General features: G+C 72.1%; 16 protein-coding genes. 14 read left to right on the forward strand and 2 right to left on the reverse strand.

Annotated elements, in window-relative coordinates; genetic code table 11:
- Positions 1 to 25 precede the first annotated feature (25 nt).
- Both ACJ73U_RS37370 and ACJ73U_RS37375 read left to right on the forward strand, forming a co-directional pair.
- The gene (locus tag ACJ73U_RS37370) at positions 26 to 694 is read left to right on the forward strand and encodes an ABC transporter ATP-binding protein (RefSeq protein WP_407782521.1); all 669 of its coding nucleotides are present in this window, start codon (positions 26 to 28) and stop codon (positions 692 to 694) included.
- Positions 691 to 1872 (forward strand): ABC transporter permease, encoded by a 1182-nt coding sequence (locus ACJ73U_RS37375; RefSeq protein WP_407782488.1) that lies wholly within the window; start codon positions 691 to 693, stop codon positions 1870 to 1872. Before ACJ73U_RS37370 ends, ACJ73U_RS37375 begins: the two co-directional genes overlap by 4 nt.
- A 64-nt stretch (positions 1873 to 1936) precedes the next feature.
- On the opposite strand, the gene ACJ73U_RS37380 is transcribed toward ACJ73U_RS37375, so the two are convergent.
- The gene (locus ACJ73U_RS37380) at positions 1937 to 2689 is read right to left on the reverse strand and encodes an enoyl-CoA hydratase/isomerase family protein (RefSeq protein ID WP_407782489.1); all 753 of its coding nucleotides are present in this window, start codon (positions 2687 to 2689) and stop codon (positions 1937 to 1939) included.
- 38 nt (positions 2690 to 2727) lie between these two features.
- Positions 2728 to 3456, reverse strand: a complete 729-nt coding sequence (locus ACJ73U_RS37385) for a GntR family transcriptional regulator (protein WP_407782490.1) — start codon at positions 3454 to 3456, stop codon at positions 2728 to 2730.
- A gap of 209 nt (positions 3457 to 3665) precedes the next feature.
- Between ACJ73U_RS37385 and ACJ73U_RS37390 the strand changes: the two genes are divergently transcribed.
- From ACJ73U_RS37390 to ACJ73U_RS37445, 12 genes are all read left to right on the forward strand, one after another.
- Positions 3666 to 4853 (forward strand): CaiB/BaiF CoA transferase family protein, encoded by a 1188-nt coding sequence (locus tag ACJ73U_RS37390; RefSeq protein WP_407782491.1) that lies wholly within the window; start codon positions 3666 to 3668, stop codon positions 4851 to 4853.
- Positions 4850 to 5650, forward strand: coding sequence for an ABC transporter ATP-binding protein (locus tag ACJ73U_RS37395; protein ID WP_407782492.1), 801 nt, complete (start codon positions 4850 to 4852; stop codon positions 5648 to 5650). The genes ACJ73U_RS37390 and ACJ73U_RS37395 overlap by 4 nt, the downstream gene beginning before the upstream one ends.
- Positions 5647 to 6357 carry an ABC transporter ATP-binding protein gene (locus ACJ73U_RS37400; protein WP_407782493.1) on the forward strand — a complete coding sequence of 237 codons (711 nt, stop codon included), beginning with the start codon at positions 5647 to 5649 and terminating at the stop codon, positions 6355 to 6357. Before ACJ73U_RS37395 ends, ACJ73U_RS37400 begins: the two co-directional genes overlap by 4 nt.
- A 22-nt stretch (positions 6358 to 6379) precedes the next feature.
- A complete protein-coding gene (locus ACJ73U_RS37405) occupies positions 6380 to 7435 on the forward strand; it encodes a branched-chain amino acid ABC transporter permease (RefSeq protein WP_407782494.1) in 1056 nt (351 codons plus the stop codon).
- On the forward strand, positions 7435 to 8547 hold the full coding sequence (locus tag ACJ73U_RS37410) for a branched-chain amino acid ABC transporter permease (RefSeq protein WP_407782495.1): 1113 nt from the start codon (positions 7435 to 7437) through the stop codon (positions 8545 to 8547). Before ACJ73U_RS37405 ends, ACJ73U_RS37410 begins: the two co-directional genes overlap by 1 nt.
- 33 nt (positions 8548 to 8580) lie before the next feature.
- Entirely contained in the window at positions 8581 to 10035 is a 1455-nt protein-coding gene (locus ACJ73U_RS37415; RefSeq protein ID WP_407782496.1) for an ABC transporter substrate-binding protein, read from the forward strand.
- Positions 10035 to 11393 (forward strand): amidase family protein, encoded by a 1359-nt coding sequence (locus ACJ73U_RS37420; protein ID WP_407782497.1) that lies wholly within the window; start codon positions 10035 to 10037, stop codon positions 11391 to 11393. The genes ACJ73U_RS37415 and ACJ73U_RS37420 overlap by 1 nt, the downstream gene beginning before the upstream one ends.
- A 309-nt stretch (positions 11394 to 11702) precedes the next feature.
- Positions 11703 to 12374: a TetR/AcrR family transcriptional regulator gene (locus ACJ73U_RS37425; RefSeq protein WP_407782498.1), complete on the forward strand. Its 672-nt coding sequence runs from the start codon at positions 11703 to 11705 to the stop codon at positions 12372 to 12374.
- A 37-nt stretch (positions 12375 to 12411) separates the two neighbouring features.
- Complete coding sequence (locus ACJ73U_RS37430) at positions 12412 to 12552, forward strand: hypothetical protein (RefSeq protein ID WP_407782499.1); 141 nt, start codon at positions 12412 to 12414, stop codon at positions 12550 to 12552.
- Positions 12553 to 12659: 107 nt separating this feature from the next.
- On the forward strand, positions 12660 to 12938 hold the full coding sequence (locus ACJ73U_RS37435) for a hypothetical protein (RefSeq protein WP_407782500.1): 279 nt from the start codon (positions 12660 to 12662) through the stop codon (positions 12936 to 12938).
- Between the two features lie 327 nt (positions 12939 to 13265).
- Positions 13266 to 16280 carry a tetratricopeptide repeat protein gene (locus ACJ73U_RS37440; RefSeq protein WP_407782501.1) on the forward strand — a complete coding sequence of 1005 codons (3015 nt, stop codon included), beginning with the start codon at positions 13266 to 13268 and terminating at the stop codon, positions 16278 to 16280.
- 350 nt (positions 16281 to 16630) lie between these two features.
- Positions 16631 to 18460: a bifunctional metallophosphatase/5'-nucleotidase gene (locus ACJ73U_RS37445; RefSeq protein WP_407782502.1), complete on the forward strand. Its 1830-nt coding sequence runs from the start codon at positions 16631 to 16633 to the stop codon at positions 18458 to 18460.
- Positions 18461 to 18479: the final 19 nt, after the last annotated feature.

Raw genomic sequence — 18479 nt, forward strand, 5'->3', positions numbered from 1 at the left:
CGGAGCGAACCAGCGAACACCGCACGTGCTGGAGCTGCTGGGGGTGTCGCGCGGTTACGGGGACCTGACGGTGCTGCACGCGCTGGACCTGACCGTGCCGGCGGGCGCCGCGGTGGCGATCGTCGGGCCGTCGGGGTCGGGGAAGACGACGCTGCTGCAGATCATGGGCACCCTGGACCGGCCGAGCGCCGGCACGGTGCTGGTGGCGGGCGCGGACGTGACGCGGATGTCCGACCGGGAGCTGTCCGGCATCCGGGCCAGGCACATCGGCTTCGTGTTCCAGCAGTTCTACCTGACGCCGACCCTGTCCGCTGTGGACAACGTGGCGACCGGGCTGCTGTACACGGGAACGCCTGCTCCGCGGCGGCGACGACGGGCGGTGGCCGCGCTGGAGCGGGTGGGCCTGGGGCACCGCCTCTCGCACCGGCCTGGTGAGCTGTCGGGTGGCGAGCGCCAGCGGGTCGCGATCGCCCGCGCGGTGGTCGGCGAGCCGACGCTGCTGCTTGCCGACGAGCCGACCGGGAACCTGGACTCGCGCGCCGGCGAGGAGATCGTGGCGCTGCTGCACGAGCTGCACGCCGACGGCGCGACGGTCGTGTTGATCACTCACGACGCCGACGTCGCCGCCACCATGCCCCGCCGCATCCGCATCCGGGACGGTGCGGTGGAGTCGGACGAGTTGGTGACGGCATGAAGTCGCGGCTGCGATGGGCGGACGTGGTTCCGCTGGGGTTGGTGGGCATCCGCGGCCGGCCGTTGCGGACGGCGTTGTCCGGCCTCGGGATCGCGATCGGGATCGCGTGCGTGGTCGCCGTGCTGGGTGTGTCGGCGTCGAGCCAGGCCGCGCTGCTCGCCCAACTCGACCGGCTGGGCACGAACCTGCTGACGGTCAGGCCCGGTGACAGCGCGTTCGGCGGGCAGAGCACCCTGCCGCCGACCGCGCCGGCGATGATCGGCCGGCTGCCGGGTGTGCGGCAGGTGGCGCACGTGGGCCGGGTGGACGGCGCGGTCTTCCGCAACGACCGCATGTCGCCACTGTCAACGGGCGGCATCACGATCCTCGCGGCGAGCCGTTCCCTGACGTCGACCCTCGCGGTGCCGGTGGCCGCGGGCCACTGGTTCACCCCGGCCACCGAACGCCTACCGGCCACGGTCCTCGGCGCGACGGCGGCCCGCCACCTGGGCATCACGACAGTGACCGGCGACCCCCGGGTGTACCTGGGCGGCCAGTGGTTCACGGTGATCGGCATCCTCGGCCGGGCGGAACTGGACCGCACCATCGACGCGGCCGCGCTCGTCGGCTTCCCCACCGCCCAGACCCTGCTGAGCTTCGACGGCGCCCCCACGACGGTCTACGAACGTTCCGTGAACGAGGCGGTGCTGTCCCTGGTGCCCCGCCTGGCGAAGATCGCCAACCCGACGGACCCGAGCGCCGTGGAGGTCAGCCGGCCGTCGGACGCGCTGGCGGCCCGAGGCGCGGTGGAGACCGCCTACCAGGACCTGTTCCTCGCGTTGGGTGGCGTAGCCCTGCTGGTAGGCGCGATCGGTATCGCGAACGTGATGGTGATCGGCGTCCTGGAACGCCGCGGCGAGATAGGCCTGCGGCGAGCGTTGGGCGCCACCCGCCCCCACATCCGCCGCCAGTTCGTCACGGAGTCGATGCTGCTGTCCACCGCCGGCGGCCTGGCCGGCGTCCTCCTCGGCGCGGCGATCACCACGGCGTACGCCCTGACCCGCCACTGGACCGTGGTGGTCCCGCCCAACGGTCTGCTGGGCGGCCTCGCCGCATCCCTGCTCGTGGGCACCCTCGCCGGCATCTACCCGGCGACCAGGGCGTCCCGCCTGTCCCCCACGGAGGCCCTACGGAGCTGACGCCCGGCGGCGACGCCGCGTCCATCGACAGTGCTGACCCGGCAGTGGTCCAGGGATGCTGGCGCTACTCCGCACGGCGTCGCGCCAGCACCGCGGCGAACTCCGGGCCGGCCATGGCCTGTTCCTCCAGCGCGAGGCCGTAGCCCAGTGCCCGTGCGGCGGCCTCCTTCAGGTGCGTGTTCAGGACCGACTTGGTGCTCTGCAAGGCGAACGGTGGCAGGTCGGCCCACCGGGCGGCCAGCTCACGCGCGGCCCTCAGCGGGTCGTCGACGACCTCGTGGGCCAGGCCGAGGTCGACGGCCTGCCGTCCGGTGAGGACCTCTCCGTTGAGCACCAGGTACTTCGCGCGGGTGAGGCCGACGAGCACCGGCCACAGGGCGGCGCTGCCGTTGCCCGCGGTGACGCCACCCAGCACGTGCCGGTCGCCGATGCGGGCGTCGGCGGACACGAACGCCACGTCGGCCAGGGTCGCGAGGATCGCGCCGAGGCCGAGTGCGTCGCCGGTGACCGCCGCGACCACCGGCTTCTCCAGGTCCAGCAACGTCTCCACGATCAGGCGTGCCTCCTGGATCGGCGTCAGCCCGGTCAGCGTGGTGAAGGTGCGGGTCGGGCTGCTGTCGCCGCCGACGCAGAACGATGGACCGGCGCCGGTCAGCACGACCACGCGCACTCTCGCGTCCCGGCGCAGGTCGGCGAAGACCGTGGTCAGCTCCGAGTGCATCGCGTCGTCCACGGCGTTGCCGTGGTCCGGGCGGTCCAGGGTGAGGGTCGCGACGCCACCCTCCACTTCGGTCCGAATGCGCGTGTGGTCGGCCATGGCGAGCGATTGTATGCAATCGATGGACGAGGTGGAAGCTACTCGTCCGCGCCCAGGTTCGCCAGGATCTGGTCGCGGCCCAGCATGATGTGCTCGTGCATCAGCTGCCCGGCACGCATCGGCTCACCGCTCGCGATGGTGTCGCGGATGAGTTGGTGGAACAGGTTCGACCGTTCCAGCTCGCGGTTGGTGAACTCCCGCAACGCCTCGAAGACCAGCGGGGCGTCGACCGCGCTGCTCAGCAGGTGGGCGAGGCGGGTGTGCCGGCTCGCCGCGATGATCGCCGCGTGCACGCGCCGGTTGGCCTCGCCGATCAACCTCGTGCGTTCCAGGTGGTCGAGGTCCTTGCGGCGAATCGCCCTGCCGAAGTCGCGGATGCCCTCGTCGATGGCGGCGACGTCGTCCGGCGTCGCGCGTGCGGCGGCCAGTTCGCTCGCGTAGCCCTCCAGCCGCGCCCGCAGCTCGTACAGGTCCAGCACGTCGTCCCGGCCGAGCGACCGCACGACCGCGCCCCGGTTCCGTTCGGTGACCACGAGCCCGTCGGCGGCGAGCATCCGCACCGCCTCGCGGACCGGCGTGCGGGACACGTTCAGCTCGGCGGCGATCCGCGCCTCGATCAGGCGCTCCCCCGGACGCAGCCGCCCTTCGACGATCCACGAGCGGACCGAGGAGTAGGCGAGCTGTGGGCCGGCCATGTCCGTCGCCGGCATCGGACCGCCGCCGTACGCCGCCGCGACCCGGTCGCCGTCGCCGTTCCTCGCACCCATCACGTTTCCCCTTCACCGGAACGCCCGCTCGCGGTATGAGGGTACGCGGGCGGTGACAGGCAGTGCCCGGGCAACGGCACGCGTCAGCACGGGAGGCGGTTAGCATACAATCCGGTCTCGTCCGTCAACAAGAGTGCTGAAAACCCTTGTTCGGCGATGCGGATTGTGTGCAATATGTGGCCACCGTCCATTCGAGAGGTGGCGCATCGTTGGGTCCCCTTAGCGGAGTCAGAGTTCTGGAGCTGGGCAGCTTCATCGCCGGTCCCTTCGCCGGCCAGCTGCTCGCCGACTACGGCGCCGAGGTCATCAAGATCGAGCCGCCCCGAACCGGCGATCCCATGCGGCGCTGGGGAATCACGAAGGACGGCGAGTCCCTGTGGTGGCCCGCGATCGCCCGCAACAAGAAGTCGGTGACCGTCGACCTGCGTGGTGAGCGCGGGCAGCGGCTGGTCCGCGACCTGGTGTCCAACTGCGACGTCGTGCTGGAGAACTTCCGCCCCGGCACCATGGCGCGCTGGGGCCTTTCCTACGAGAGCCTGCGTGCGGTCAACCCGGGCGTGGTGGTCGTGCACGTCTCCGGGTTCGGCCAGACCGGCCCGAGCGCCGGCCACGCGGGCTTCGGCAGCGTGGCCGAGGCGGTCGGCGGCATCCGGTACACAACCGGCTCGCCGGACGACACCCCGGCCCGGTCGGGCATCAGCCTCGGCGACTCGCTGGCCGCGCTCTTCGCGGTCATCGGCACGCTCGCCGCGCTGGCGGAACGCGGCCGCGGCGGCGAGGGCCAGGAGGTCGACGTCGCCATCTACGAGGCCGTGTTCGCGTTGATGGAGTCGATGCTCGCGGACTTCCACGTCGGCGGCGTCATGCGGACCAGGAGCGGCAGCGTGCTCCCCGGCGTCGCACCGTCCAACGTGTACCCGACGGCGGACGACGCGGAGGTGGTCATCGCGGCCAACGCCGACTCGGTGTTCACGCGGCTGGTCGAGGCCATGGGCCGTCCCGAGCTGGCGGCCGACCCGCGGTACGCCACGCACCAGGCCCGCGGTGAGGCGATGGCCGAGCTGGACGGGCTGATCGCCGACTGGACGTCCACCCGCAAGAGCGGCGACCTCGTGGGCCTGCTGCAGGAGCACGGCGTCCCCGTCGGCATGATCAACACGGCGGCCACGATCCTGCACGACGCGCACTTCGCCGCCCGGGACATGATCCTGTGGCGGCGCAACGGGAACGGCACGGAGCTGCCCATGAACGGCATCGTCCCCAAGTTCTCCCGCACGCCCGGCGAGATCGACCGCACCGGCCCGCGGCTGGGCGCGGACACCGACACCGTGCTCACCACGCTCGCCGGGGTGGACGATGCGGAGTTGGCCACGCTCAGGGCGGACGGTGTGATATGAGCGGGACTCGCGAGGCGAATCACCAACGCGGCACGACCGACCTGCTCACCGTTGACGACATCACCGTCCGGTTCGGTGGGGTGACCGCGCTCGACGGCGTCTCCTTCACCGTCCGGGAAGGACAGGTCTGCGCCCTCATCGGCCCGAACGGCGCGGGCAAGACCACCGCGTTCAACGCGATCAGCCGGCTGGTGCGGCCGGCGTCCGGGCGGATCAGCTTCGCCGGCCAGGACCTCGGCCACCACGACGCCGCGCGCCTGAGCGGGCTCGGCATCGCCCGCACGTTCCAGAACCTGGCGCTGTGGCCCGGGATGACGGTGCTGGAGAACGTGATGGTCGGCGCCCACGCGAAGGGCAGGGTCGGCTTCGCGTCGTCGCTGCTCGGCTGGCCGGCCCGCCGCGAGGACCACGACCTGGTCGCCCGCGCCTACGCGATGCTGGACTACTTCGGGGTCACCGACGTCGCCCACCGGGAGTGCACGGGTCTCCCCTTCGGCACGCTCAAACGGGTCGAGCTGGCGCGCGCCCTCATCGGCGAGCCCCGCCTGCTGCTGCTCGACGAGCCCGCCGGCGGCCTCGCGCACGGTGACGTCCGCGAGCTGGGCGCGGTACTGCTGCGGCTGCGCGACGAGCACGACATGACGATCCTGTTGGTGGAGCACCACATGCAGTTCGTCATGGGCATCTCCGACTACGTCGTCGCACTCGACTTCGGCCGCAACCTCGTCGCCGGCACGCCGGCCGAGCTGCGCGACTCGCCGGAACTCGTCGAGGCCTACCTCGGGACGCCGGTATGAGCACGCTCCTGGAGCTCAAGGACGTCCGCGCCTACTACGGCGCCGTCGAGTGCCTGCACGGCGTCGATCTCACGGTCGGCGACGGCGAGGTGGTCGTGGTGCTCGGCGCGAACGGCGCCGGCAAGACCACGCTGCTGCGGTCGATCTGCCAGCTCGTCCGCACCGAGGGCTCGATCACCCTGCGCGGCGAGGAGATCGGCGGGCGCGGCACCTACGACGTGGTCCGCGGCGGTGTGTCGATGGTCCCGCAGGGCCGCGGCACGCTCGTGGACCTGTCGGTCGACGACAACCTCCGCGCCGGCGGCTTCATCCGGCGCGACAAGGAGGTCGGGGCCGACGTCAGGTACTGGTACGAGGTCTTCCCCCGGCTGGCGCGGCGGCGGTCGACCTCGGCGGGCAGCCTGTCCGGCGGCGAGCAGCAGATGCTCGCGATCGCCAGGGCACTGATGAGCCGCCCCTCGCTGCTATTGCTAGACGAGCCGTCGCTCGGTCTCGCGCCGATCGTGGTGCGGCAGCTGTTCGACGTGCTGGCCCGCGTGTGCGCCGAACGCGAGGTCGCGATGGTCGTCGTCGAGCAGAACGCCGCCCTCGCACTCGGTATGGCACAGCGGGGTTACGTCCTCGAGGCCGGCACGGTCGCCGTCACCGGCCCGGCGGAGCGGCTGCGCGACGACGAGTCCGTGCGCCGTGCCTACCTCGGTTACTAGACACCCGAAGGAGGGTGCGCCAGTGGCGATCACGACCACCGGCCGGCCGGAGTCCCCGGCCGGCCGGCAACCACGGGGCGGTGACGTGCTCGCCGCGCGGCGCCGCCGCTCCGCCACCAGGAGCCTCGGCGTCGTCGTGGCCCTGCTGGCGGCCTTCTCCGGCTACGCGGTCATCGACGGCGGCCTGACGCTCTACCTCCAGCGCGTGATCGACGGCGCCATGAACGGCGTGCTGTACGGCATGGTCGCGCTGGCGCTGGTGCTGGTGTTCAAGGCGACCGGCGTCATCAACTTCGCGCAGGGCGCGATGGCGATGGTCGGCACTTTCGTCGCATTCACCGCGGCGGACAGGTGGGGCCTGCCGCTCGCCCTCGCGATCGTCGTCGCGATGGTGGTCTCCGCGGGGGCGGTGGCCGGGATCGAGCGGACGCTGATCCGCCCGTTCGACCCGGGCAACCACCTGGCGATCACCATCGTGACGCTCGCGCTGTACCTGGCGTTCAACGCGCTGGCCGCGTTGGTCTGGGGCTTCGACCCGCGCGGGTTCCCCAGCCTGTTCCCCACCGACGCGAACGACTACGTCGCGATCGCCGGTGCCCGGCTGTACTACACGAACCTCGGCACCGCGCTGCTCGTGGTCGTGGTCGTCGTGGCGCTGCACCTGCTGCTGTCCCGCTCCCGGCTCGGGCTCGCGTTCCGGTGCGTGGCGACGAGCGTCGAGTCCTCGCGGCTGCTCGGCATCCACATCGGACGGACGGTGCAGGGCAGCTGGGCCATCGCTGCCGCGGTCGGCACGCTCGCCGGCTGCCTGGCCGCGCCGACCACCTACCTCGACCCCACGTTCATGGACAAGATCCTGATCTACGCGTTCGCCGCCGCCACCCTCGGCGGGCTCGACAGCATCGCCGGCGCCCTCGTCGGCGGGGTCGTCGTCGGCCTGTCGATCGCGTTGCTCACCGGCTACCTCCCCGCGCTGGGCGGGCAGTTCGGGCTCGGCTGCGCCTTCTTCGTGATCGTGGCCGTGCTCCAGTTCAAACCCGCCGGCCTGCTGGGCCGCCGCAGCCAGGACCGCGTGTGATGGCCAGGTACACCATCCAGGAGGGCGGCACCGCGCACCGGAACCTGCGCCGGGGCGGCATGATCCTCGCCGCCGCAGTCCTCGTCGTGGTGCCGCTGCTGATCCCGTCGGTGGCCCAGATCGAGACGCTCACCCAGATCGTCTGCTACAGCGTGGCGATCCTCGGTCTCGGCCTACTGACGGGCCACTGTGGACAGATCTCGCTCGGCCACAGCGCGTTCGTCGGCCTCGGCGGCTACACCACCATCATCCTGGTCGCCGACCACGGCTGGCCCTACCTCGCCACGATCCCGGTCAGCATCGTGGCCTGTCTCGTGGCCGGCGCGCTCGTCGGGATCCCGGCGCTGCGCATCCGCGGGCTCTACCTCGCGACGGTCACCCTCGCCGTCGCGGCGCTGTTCCCCGTGCTCGTCAACAAGTTCCCCAGCTTCACGGGAGGTCCCAACGGCAAGTACGCCCCCGACGAGATGACCGCGCCGGACTGGTTCTTCGTCAACCCCTACGTGCCCACCGGTCCACCCACCGACCACTACTACGCGATCCTCGCCGTGGCCGCGCTGATGTTCCTCGTCGCGGGCAACATCGTGCGCAGCCGGGTCGGCCGCGCCATGCACGCCGTGCGCGACGCGCCGCTGTCGGCCGCCGCGTCGGGCATCAGGGTCGCGCGGGTGAAGATCTTCGCGTTCGCGGTCAGCGCCGCCTTCGCCGGCGTCGCCGGCTCCCTGCTGGTGATCCAGGTCCCCACGGTCTCCGACACGCGCTTCGACCTGTACCTGTCCATCTTCCTGCTCGTCGCGCTGATCGCCGGGGGCAGCGCGTCGATCCTCGGTGCGATCCCGGGCGCCATCGTGTTCGTGGTCCTGCGCACCTACATCGCCGACTGGGCGGAGTCGCTCGACCTGCTGGGCGGCCGGCCCGACGGCGGGCAGCTCGTCGGCATCGCGTCCGGCGCACTGCTCATCGCCTTCGTGTTCCTGTTGCCCGGTGGGGTGTCCGACGGGCTGGGGCGGCTGCGCCGCCGCGTGCTCGAGATCGTCCCCCGCCCACCCCGCGACTGGGAGCGGCACCGCCTCGCCTCCCGGTCGGCACAACCAGCTTCGAGAGAGAGCTGAACCATGACCCTTCCCTCCTGGCGACGACGCCTCGTGACAGTGGTCATCGCGGCCGCCACCGGCGTCTCACTGATGTCCTGCTCGCACGAGGAGGCCAAGCAGGCCGCCGACGCGCAGAAGTGCGGCCCGTCGACGTCGAAGGCCAAGGCCGCCGGTGACACGCCGGACGACGGCAGCGTGCCGACCCCCGACGACGACGCCAAGAACTGGGGCCGGTCCGACGGCTGCACCTACACCGGCCCCGGCGACTTCACCCTGGACCTGTCGACGTGCCCGAGCGGCTTCGACAACAACGCCGGCATCACCGACAGCGAGATCAAGCTGTTCACCAGCATGCCGCACTCCGGCGCGCTCGCCGCGTACGGCGCCATCTCCGACGGCATCAAGAACTACCTGTCCTATGTGAACTCCCACGGCGGCGTGCAGGGCCGCAAGGTCAGCATCGACGTCAAGGACGACCAGTACCAGCCGGACCAGACGCGCAAGAACGTCGAGGAGGCCGCGCAGTCCGGTGAGTACGCCGCGAGCTTCGCGGTGCTCGGCTCGCCGAACAACCTCAACCTGATCGACTACACGAACAAGAACTGCATCGGCCAGTTCATGGTCGCCGCGTCGGACAACCAGTTCGGCGACCCGGCGAAGCACCCGTGGACCACCGGGTTCGGCCTGGACTACTACAACGAGAGCGGCATCTGGGCGTCCTGGATCTCCAAGCGGTTCCCGCAGGGCGCGAAGATCGCGACCATCTCGATCGGCAACGCGCTCGGGCAGTCCTACATCGACGGCTTCAAGCGGGCCGTGGCGCAGAACGACGGCCTCGAGATCGTCGACGAGCAGACCAACGACGTCACCGCGCCCAACGTGGACAACGAGGTGACGAGCGCGGTGGCGTCGAAGGCGGACGTGGTCGTGCTCGCCGAGGCCGGCACGTTCTGCACGCAGGCCATCGGCGCCATCGAGAAGAGCTCCTGGAAGCCGGTGGTGGTCGCGGCGCAGCCGTGCGCGCAGATCCAGACGACGTACGCCCCGCTGGGCAAGCAGGGTCTGACCGGCAACGGCACCAACGTGGTCCGCTACTACTACGCGCCGACCGACCCGGACAACCCGAACCAGGACTTCACGAAGCTGTACACCGACACGATGACCGCCGCCGGCCTCGACCCGAAGAACGCGCAGTACGCGAACGGCTGGTTCTGGGCCTGGTACATCGTGCAGGCACTGCAGGACGCGTCGGTCATGAAGGGCGGCCTCACGAGGGCGAACATCAACATCGCGGCGCACTCGTACGACTCGACCTACCCGCTCATGGTCAAGGGCGTGGTCGGCAAGGTCAGCGGGGTCCAGGACGCGTACCCGTTCGAGGCGGGCGGCATGTACACCTACACCGGCGCCACCCCGACGACCACCGGCCACTTCGAACAGTCGGGCCCGCTGATCGACAACAGCGGCAAGCTCGGCAACTGGGAGAAGGCCAAGGGCGGCAGCTGATGGAGCTGGCGCACGCCGAGGCACGCGAGCTGGCACGGGCCGTGGCGACGCGGGCCGTGTCCAGCCGCGAGCTGCTCGACCACTACCTCGACCGGATCGCCGCGTCCTCGCTGAACGCGGTGGTGACACTGGACGTCGAACGGGCCCGCGCGGCGGCGGCAGCGGCCGACGAGGACCTGGCGCGCGGTGTCAGCCACGGCCCCCTGCACGGCCTGCCGATCACGGTGAAGGACGCGATCGCGACGGCCGGGCTGCGCACCACGGGCGGTTCGGCCGAGCTGGCGGCACACGTGCCGGCGGCGGACGCGACGGCCGTGGCCCGGCTGCGGGCGGCCGGCGCGATCGTGGTCGGCAAGACGAACGTGCCGACCTGGTGCGGCGACATCCAGACCTACAACGACGTCTTCGGCACGACGAACAACCCGTGGGCCCCGGCGCGGACACCGGGTGGCTCCTCCGGCGGCAGCGCGGCCGCCGTCGCCGCCGGGCTGTCCGCGTTCGACCTGGCCTCGGACATCGCCGGCTCGATCCGCATCCCCGCCCACTTCTGCGGGGTGTACGGGCTGAAGCCGTCGGTCGGGCTGGTCCCGGGCGAGGGGTACGTCGACCACGTCGGCGCCGGGCTGGTGCCGCCGGACGGGAACGTGCTCGGCCCGATCTGCCGCAGCGCCGACGACCTGGCGCTGGCACTGGACGTCCTCGCCCCCGGCGCCGCCCGGCCCGCGCCTGCCTCGCTCGCGGACTTCCGGGTCGCCGCCTGGCTCGACGATCCGGCGTGCGAGGTCGGCACCGAGGTGGGTGCGGTGCTGGAGCGGGCGGTGACCGCGCTCGGGCCGGTGGGAGTGGCCAGCCCGCCACACGCGTTCGACGACCTGTGGCAGCTGCACCTGGACATGGTGCTGGCCGCGGTCGCCTACAACCTGCCCGAGGACGGCGTGCCACCCGCCACCGCCACGCACCGCGGCTGGCTCGCCCGGGCCGAGGACCGCGCCGCCGCACGAGCCGGGTGGGCGGACTGGTTCGCCGACCACGACGTGCTGCTGTGCCCGGTGACCGCGATGCCGGCGTTCCCGCACGACCAGGCCGGCGACATCGGCACCCGGGTGCTCGACGTGGACGGCGTGACCCGGCCGCACATGACCACGATCGGCTGGTGCGGCCTGTTCAGCGTGCTCGGGCTGCCGACCGTGGTGATGCCGGCGGGGTTCACCGCGTCCGGGCTGCCGGTGGGCATGCAGGTCGTCGCCGCGCACGGACGGGACCACGTGGCCGTCGCGTTCGCCCGCTTGGCCGCCGAGGTGCTGGGCGAACGCACGCCCCCGTCCAGCCTGTCGAGGCGAACCGAACCCCACGCCTAGCGTCCGCTGGCGGTGAAGTTGCGGATCAGGGTCTCGGCCACGTCCCGCGGCTTGGTGTTCCGATGTTGGGACAGTGGTCCGCGGGCAGGGTGGCGCGCAATCGTCGTTGAAGATCCGCACCAGCTCCGGACCCACCCCACCAGTATCGGGATCCGCCGTCGCGGTCGGTCGCGGTGCGTACGCGGCGAGCCGGCGCACGTTCACCGGTCCGTGGCGGTATCCGGGTGGAGCGTCACCCGCTGGTGAGCACCCGCGCGGTCGTGCGGCCGCTTGTCGGCGGTTGAGGCAGAATCGTCGCCGGAGGTGATCATGGAATCGGCGTTGTCGGCCCTCATGGCGTTCGGCTCGGAGTCGGTGTTGGAGCGCGCGTACAGCGAAGCCCGCGAGCGCGTCGACGACGTGGACGAGACCCGCTCACGCATCCTCGACGCGGCGTACGCCCAGTTCGCCCGCATGGGCATCCAGCGGTCCACGATGGAGGACGTGGCCCGGCGGGCCGGGGTCTCCCGGATCACGGTCTACCGGCGGTTCACGGCGAAGGACGTGCTCGTCGAACACGTCGTCCGGCGGGAGTTGCGCCGGTACTTCGAGAGGTTCCTCGTCGACGTCGAGCGGGCCGGGACGGTCGCCGACCGCGTGGTGCTCGGGTTCGTCAGCGCGCTGCGCGCCATCCGCGGCAACCCGCTGATCGGCGGCCTGATCGCCACCGAGCCCGACCTGCTCGTCGCCGCCATGATCGGCGACGGCGGCCGGACCCTCGCCAGCGTGCGGCAGTTCGTCGCCGGCCGGCTGCGCCGCGAACAACACGCCGGCCACGTGGCCGAGGACCTGGACATCGACCTCACCGCCGAACTGATGGTCCGGGTCTCGGCGTCCTTCCTCGCCGTCCCCAGCCAGGTGATCGACGTCGACGACGACGACCAGCTGGCCGCCGTGGCCCGGAGGTTCCTCGTGCCCATGCTGGGCCCCGCACCGGCCTGACCGGCCGCGCGCCTGCCGGCTCGCCGTTGTCAGCGGGATGTCGGTGATCACCGACGTGCCGCCAGCCGGCCAGAAGATCCAGAAGGTACGTGGGCGGGCCATCCAGGGCCAGGCCAACGGCCTCACAGACGCGACCGGCGGCACCGGGGTGGGGGTGGGCACCACGACTCGGCGATGACGCGCCTGTTCGCCGTGCCCAGCTGAGCGGCCGGGGCGGGGCCGCGCCGGGCGTAACCAAGGTCAACACGCTTCCGATGTCAACTACGACATCGGAAGGACACCGCCATGCGCCACCACCGGCCCCGCCCCGACCGGCCGTCCAGCCGGCCGCTGACCGCGCTGGCCGCCACCTACGCGGTCGCCGCCGGCCTGCACGGCGTGCTCGCGGTGCGGGCGCAGGCGTGGTGGCTGGGGATCCTCGCGGTGGCGCTGGCCGGCGTCGCGGTCGCCTTCCTGGTCCTCGCGCGACGCCGGCGGCGCGGGCACGCGGCGAAGGGCGTCCGGCGCGACGACACCGTGGTGCCGATCATGCGGCACCGGGACGCGGACCCGACACGGGCGTGAGCGCGGGCCGACCTCGGGCACGACTCGTGGGCGTCATCCGGCTCCCCCTGGAGCTCCGGACGACGCCCCCGTTCCCACCGGCCGGTCACCCGGCCGGACGGCTCCTAGAAGTCGCGGTTGCCCACCGAGATCGTCCTGGCCATGAGCTCACCCTCCGAGTCGTCGGTCGCCGTGGGCCCATACTGATCGACACCCCGAGGTCATGACGTTGGCGAAACGTTGAATCGCCTGGTCGCCAGCGCGTTACCATGCGTACTCGACGGGAAGCAGACGCCACGAGATCGGCCGCTACCGGCTGCCACCACCGGCCGGGGAGGGAGATCGGGGATGGCCGTGGAGTTCCGGCTGCTGGGCAGCGTCGAGGTGCGGATCGACGGCCGGCGGGTCGACGCGGGACCTCCTCTGCAACGAAGCGTGCTGGTCGCCCTGCTCGTCGAGGCCGACGAACCGGTGTCCGCCGACCAGCTGGTCGAGCGCGTGTGGGGCGACCGAGTCCCCTACCGGGCGAAGGAAACGCTGCGCAGCTACCTGTCCCGGCTGCGGCCTGTGCTCGCACCCGGGAATGTCGACATCGTACGGCGCTCGGGTGGCTATGTCCTCACCGCCGATCCCGCGACCGTGGACGTGCACCGGTTCCGCGAGCTGGTCGGGCAGGCCCGTGCGGCGGGCGATCCCGACCTGGCGTCGAGCCTGTTCGAACACGCGCTGGGGCTGTGGCACGGCGAGGCCTTCGCCGGCCTGGACACGCCGTGGCTGGCCGGGGTCCGCGAGGGCCTGGACGCCGAGCGGATCGCCGCCGAGCTGGACCACGTCGACCTGCTCCTGGGCCGCGGCCGCCACGGCGACCTGCTCGCCACGCTGGCGGTGCTGACGGCGGAACGTCCGCTCGACGAACGGCTGGCCGGGCAGCTGATGGTCGCGCTGTACCGGTCGGGCCGCCAGGCCGACGCGCTCGACCACTTCCGGCGCATCCAGCGGCGGCTGGGCGACGAGCTGGGCGTCGACCCCGGCGCACCGCTGCGCGAGCTGCACCGGCGGATCCTCGCCGCCGACCCCGCGCTCACCCCCGACCGGGCACGGCCGGTGGCCGCCCGGCGGCTTCGCCAGCTGCCCGGCTCCACCCCGAACTTCGTCGGCCGCACCGCCGAGCTGGACCAGCTCACGGCCAGGCTGGACACCGCGGGCGGCGGCAGCGGCACGGTGGTGATCACCTCGATCAGCGGCCTGCCGGGCATCGGCAAGACCTCCCTCGCCGTGCACTGGGCACGCCGCCACGTCGACCGGTTCCCCGACGGGCAGCTGTACGTGAACCTGCGCGGGTTCGACCCGAGTGCGACGCCGATGGACCCGGCCGAGGCCGTCCGCGGGTTCCTGGACGCCTTCGAGGTGCCCGCCCAGCAGGTCCCCACCGAGCTGGCGGCGCAGGTCGCGCTGTACCGAGGCCTGGTCGAGGACAAGCGGATGGTGATCGTGCTGGACAACGCGCGGGACACCGACCAGGTGCGCCCGCTGCTGCCCGGCAGCCCGAGCTGCCTGGTGCTGGTCACCAGCCGCCACCAGCTCAGCGGGCTCGTGGTGCGCGACCACGCGCAGCGGGTCACCCTGGACACGCTCTCCGGCGAGGAGGCCCGCGAGCTGCTGGCCGACTTCCTCGGCGCGGACCGGGTGGCGGCCGAGGCCGACGCGGTCGAGGAGATCATCCGGCGGTGCGGGTACCTGCCGCTGGCGTTGAGCATCGCGGCCGCCCGCGCCGGCGCGGACCCGGACCTGCCGCTGAGCGCGCTCGTCGAGGAACTGCGCCGGGAACGGGAAACGCTCACCGCACTGTCCACAGGGGACACCCAGGACACCGATCTGCGGACGGTGTTCTCCTGGTCCTACCGCGCCCTGTCCCAGCCCGCGGCCCGGCTCTTCCGGCTGCTCGGCCTGCACCCCGGTCCCGACCTCGGCGCGCTCGCGGCGGCGTGCCTGGCCGACCTGCCCGAGTACCACGCGCGTGCGCTGCTCGCCGAGCTGACGCAGCTGAACCTGCTGCGCCAGCACAAGCCCGGGCGGTACCAGTTCCACGACCTGCTGCGCGCCTACGCGCACGAGCTCGCCGGTCCCGACCCGGAACGCACGGACGCGACCCGCCGGTGCCTGGACTACTACCTGCACGCCACCAGCCTGGCGATGGCGGAGGTCGACCCCCGAGGGGGCACGGCCGTGTCCGGCATCGCCGCGGCGCCGCGCCACGCCCCCGCCTTCGCCGACCGCGAGCGTGCCCTCCAGTGGATCGACACCGAGTACCCGAACCTCATCGCCGCGACCGGCCACGCCGTGCGGCACGGCTGGTACGCCCACGCCTGGCGGCTGCCGCACCTGCTGCAGTACTACTTCGACATCAGGAGCCGCCTGCACGACTGGATCTCCACCCACCAGTCCGCGCTCACCGCGGCTCGCCACCTCGACGACGAGCACGCCCAGGCGGAGGTGTTGAAGTACCTGGGCATCGCCTTCTGGCTGGCGGCCCGCTCCGACGACGCGCTGGAACACAGCCGGCGGGCACTCGCCCTGTTCCGCCTCGCCGGCGACCTCGCCGGCGAGGGGGACGTGCTCAACCTCCTCGGCCTCGTCTACGAGCGGACCGGACAGTACGAGGCGGCGCTCGACCAGTACCAGCAGGCACTTCCCCTGCGACTCGCGACCGGCAACCGCCGGGGCGAGGGCGCGACGCTGCAGAACCTGGGCAACCTGTACGACAACCTGGGGCGGCACGAGGAGGCCGTCAGCCACTACCACCGGGCGCTGGCGATCTTCCGGGAGCTGGGGGACCAGCGCGCGCAGGCCATCGCGTTGGGCAACCTCGGCATCGTGCTCGAGAGCATGGGCCAGCTCGACGAGGCCGCCGACTGCCTGCGCCAGTCCTGCGCACTCGCGGAGGCGACCAACGACCAGCGCGTGGCCGGCAACTTCCTGACCTCACTCGGCGCGGTGTACCACAGGCTCGGCCGGCCCGCCGAGGCCATCGAGCACCACCGCCGGGCGCTACGGCTCATCCGGGACGTCGGCGAGCGGGCCACCGAGAGCGCGGTGCTCAACAACCTCGGGGTCGTGCACCTGGCCACCGGCCAGGACGAGCAGGCGGTCGGCTACCACCAGCAGGCACTCTCCCTGGCCCGGGACGGTGCCTACCGCCAGGAGGAGGCCAACGCGCACCACGGGATCGGAAACGCCCTCCTGGCGACCGACCCCGACGGGGCGCGCGAGCACTGGCGCCAGGCACTGGCCATCTACGACCAACTCGGCGTCCCCAAGGCCGACGAGGTCCGCCGACAGCTGACCGCGGTCTCGGCTCCCTGACCGAGGTCTCGGTAGCGCCTGGCTCTTCCGCCGCACCCTTCCGAAGAAGGGCTGGGCTTCCTGGCCGAACTCCTGGTGGCGTGCCGGTCCTGGTCGCCACCGATGGTGGTGCCTGGGTTTCGTTCGCAGACCTCGGCTGGCGTCCCGACAGGCGCGTTCGGGACATCGGCCACGCCTGAAAAGGGGATGCTCAACGCGCCTGTCATGGCCCAGTCGATCGGCGCGAAAGGTGCATAACCGCCAAAGCCGCGCCCGTCCCGGGTCACGGGCCGGGTGGAGGGGCTAGGCGGGACGGCGTTTCTTGGGCAGGATTCAGGCGGTCCTGTGGAGCCGGCTTCGTGGAGGCGGTCGTGGTTCGTGTCGGGTCGCTGGTTCGGGCGGGTGTGGCTGTCGGTGTCGTGGCCGCGTTCGTCGTCGCGGTGCCGGTGGTTTCGTCGCATGGGCGGCCGGCGGTGGGGTGGTCGCCGATGGCGCCCGTCGCCGTTCGGTACGCCGACGCGGCGCGGGCCGTCAGCGGGCGGCTGTTGAGTTTCAACGACTTCCACGGGGCGCTCGAGCCGCCGGTGGGCAGCGGCGGGCTGGTGAACGGGACGCCGGCCGGCGGGGTGGAGTACCTCGCGACGTACGTCAAGAACCTGCGTGCGGACGGGGTGGCCCACGGGGAGAGCGTGATCACGGCCGGGGCCGGTGACATGGTCGGGGCGAGCCCGTTGATCAGCGCGGCCTTCCACGACGAGCCCAGCGTCGAGGCGCTTTCCCAGCTGGGGCTGGAGGTCACCTCGGTCGGCAACCACGAGTTCGACGAGGGCGTCACCGAGCTGAGGCGGCTGCAGTACGGCGGCTGCCACCCGACCGACGGCTGCCAGGACGGCGACGGGTTCGCCGGCGCCGACTACCGGTACCTGGCCGCGAACGTCGTGGACAGGAGGACCCGCCTGCCGATCCTCCCGCCGGTGGACATCCGGTTCGTGCGGGGCGTGCCGGTCGGGTTCGTCGGGATGACGCTGCACGATACGGCCAGCATCGTGAACCCCGCCGGGATCCAGAACGTCGACTTCCTGGACGAGATCCGGACGGCCAACCGGTACGCGGACATCCTGAAGCTCTTCGGGGTCAGGTCGCTCGTGCTGCTGCTCCACGAGGGCGGCCAGCAGAACCCGCCGCCGACGCCGCAGGACCCGTCCGGCTGCGCCAACTTCGCCGGGCCGATCACCGACATCGTCGCCGGGCTGCGGCCCGAGTACGGCGTGGTCGTCTCCGGCCACACGCACCGGTTCTACAGCTGCGCGCTGCCCAACTCCTCGGGTGCCGACTCGGTGGTCACGAGCGCGGGCTCGAACGGCACCCTGGTCACCGACATCCGCTTCACCCTCGACCAGCGGACCAGGCGCTTCGCCAGCGTGTCCGCGCACAACGTGGTCGTCGAGAACGGCGTGAAGCTGCCGGACGGCACGTGGGCCAAGGACGCGGCCGGCAACTTCCTGCGCAACCCGGCCCTGGTCGACCCCGACACGAAGCGCCTGGTCGACAAGTACCGGACCGCCGTCGCGCCGCTCGCCAACCGCGTGGTCGGCACGATCACCGGGGACATCGTGCGCGCCACGAACCCGGCCGGTGAGAGCCCGCTCGGTGACGTGATCGCCGACGCCGAGCTCGCCTACACCACGGGAGCCCAGGCCCAGATCGCGCTGATGAACCCCGGTGGCATCCGCGCCGACCTCACGTACGGCTTCTCCCCCGGCGGCGAGGCCCCGGGCGAGGTGACCTACGGCGAGGGCTTCACCGTGCAGCCGTTCAACAACCTGGTCGTCACGCAGACGCTGACCGGCGCCCAGCTGAAGGACGTGCTGGAGCAGCAGTTCGCGGGTTACGGCGGCGCGCAGCTCGACCGCGTCCTGCAGATCTCCGCCGGTTTCGCCTACACCTACGACCGCACCCGCGCCCCCGGCGACCGGGTCACGGCGATGACCCTGAACGGCGCCCCGCTCGACCCGGCCGCGAGCTACCGCGTGACGAGCAACGACTTCCTGGCCAACGGCGGCGACGGGTTCACCAAGCTCACCGTTGGCACGAACCGCGTCACCGCCCCCGGCTTCGACATCGACGCCCTGGTAGCCCACCTCGGCTCGGCCTCACCCGTGGCGCCCGGCCCGCAGGACCGCATCCACCTGGTGACCTGACCCCGGCCGCCCCGCGGGA

The sequence above is a fragment of the Actinophytocola sp. genome (genome assembly GCF_045807065.1).
GTDB lineage: Bacteria > Actinomycetota > Actinomycetes > Mycobacteriales > Pseudonocardiaceae > Actinophytocola.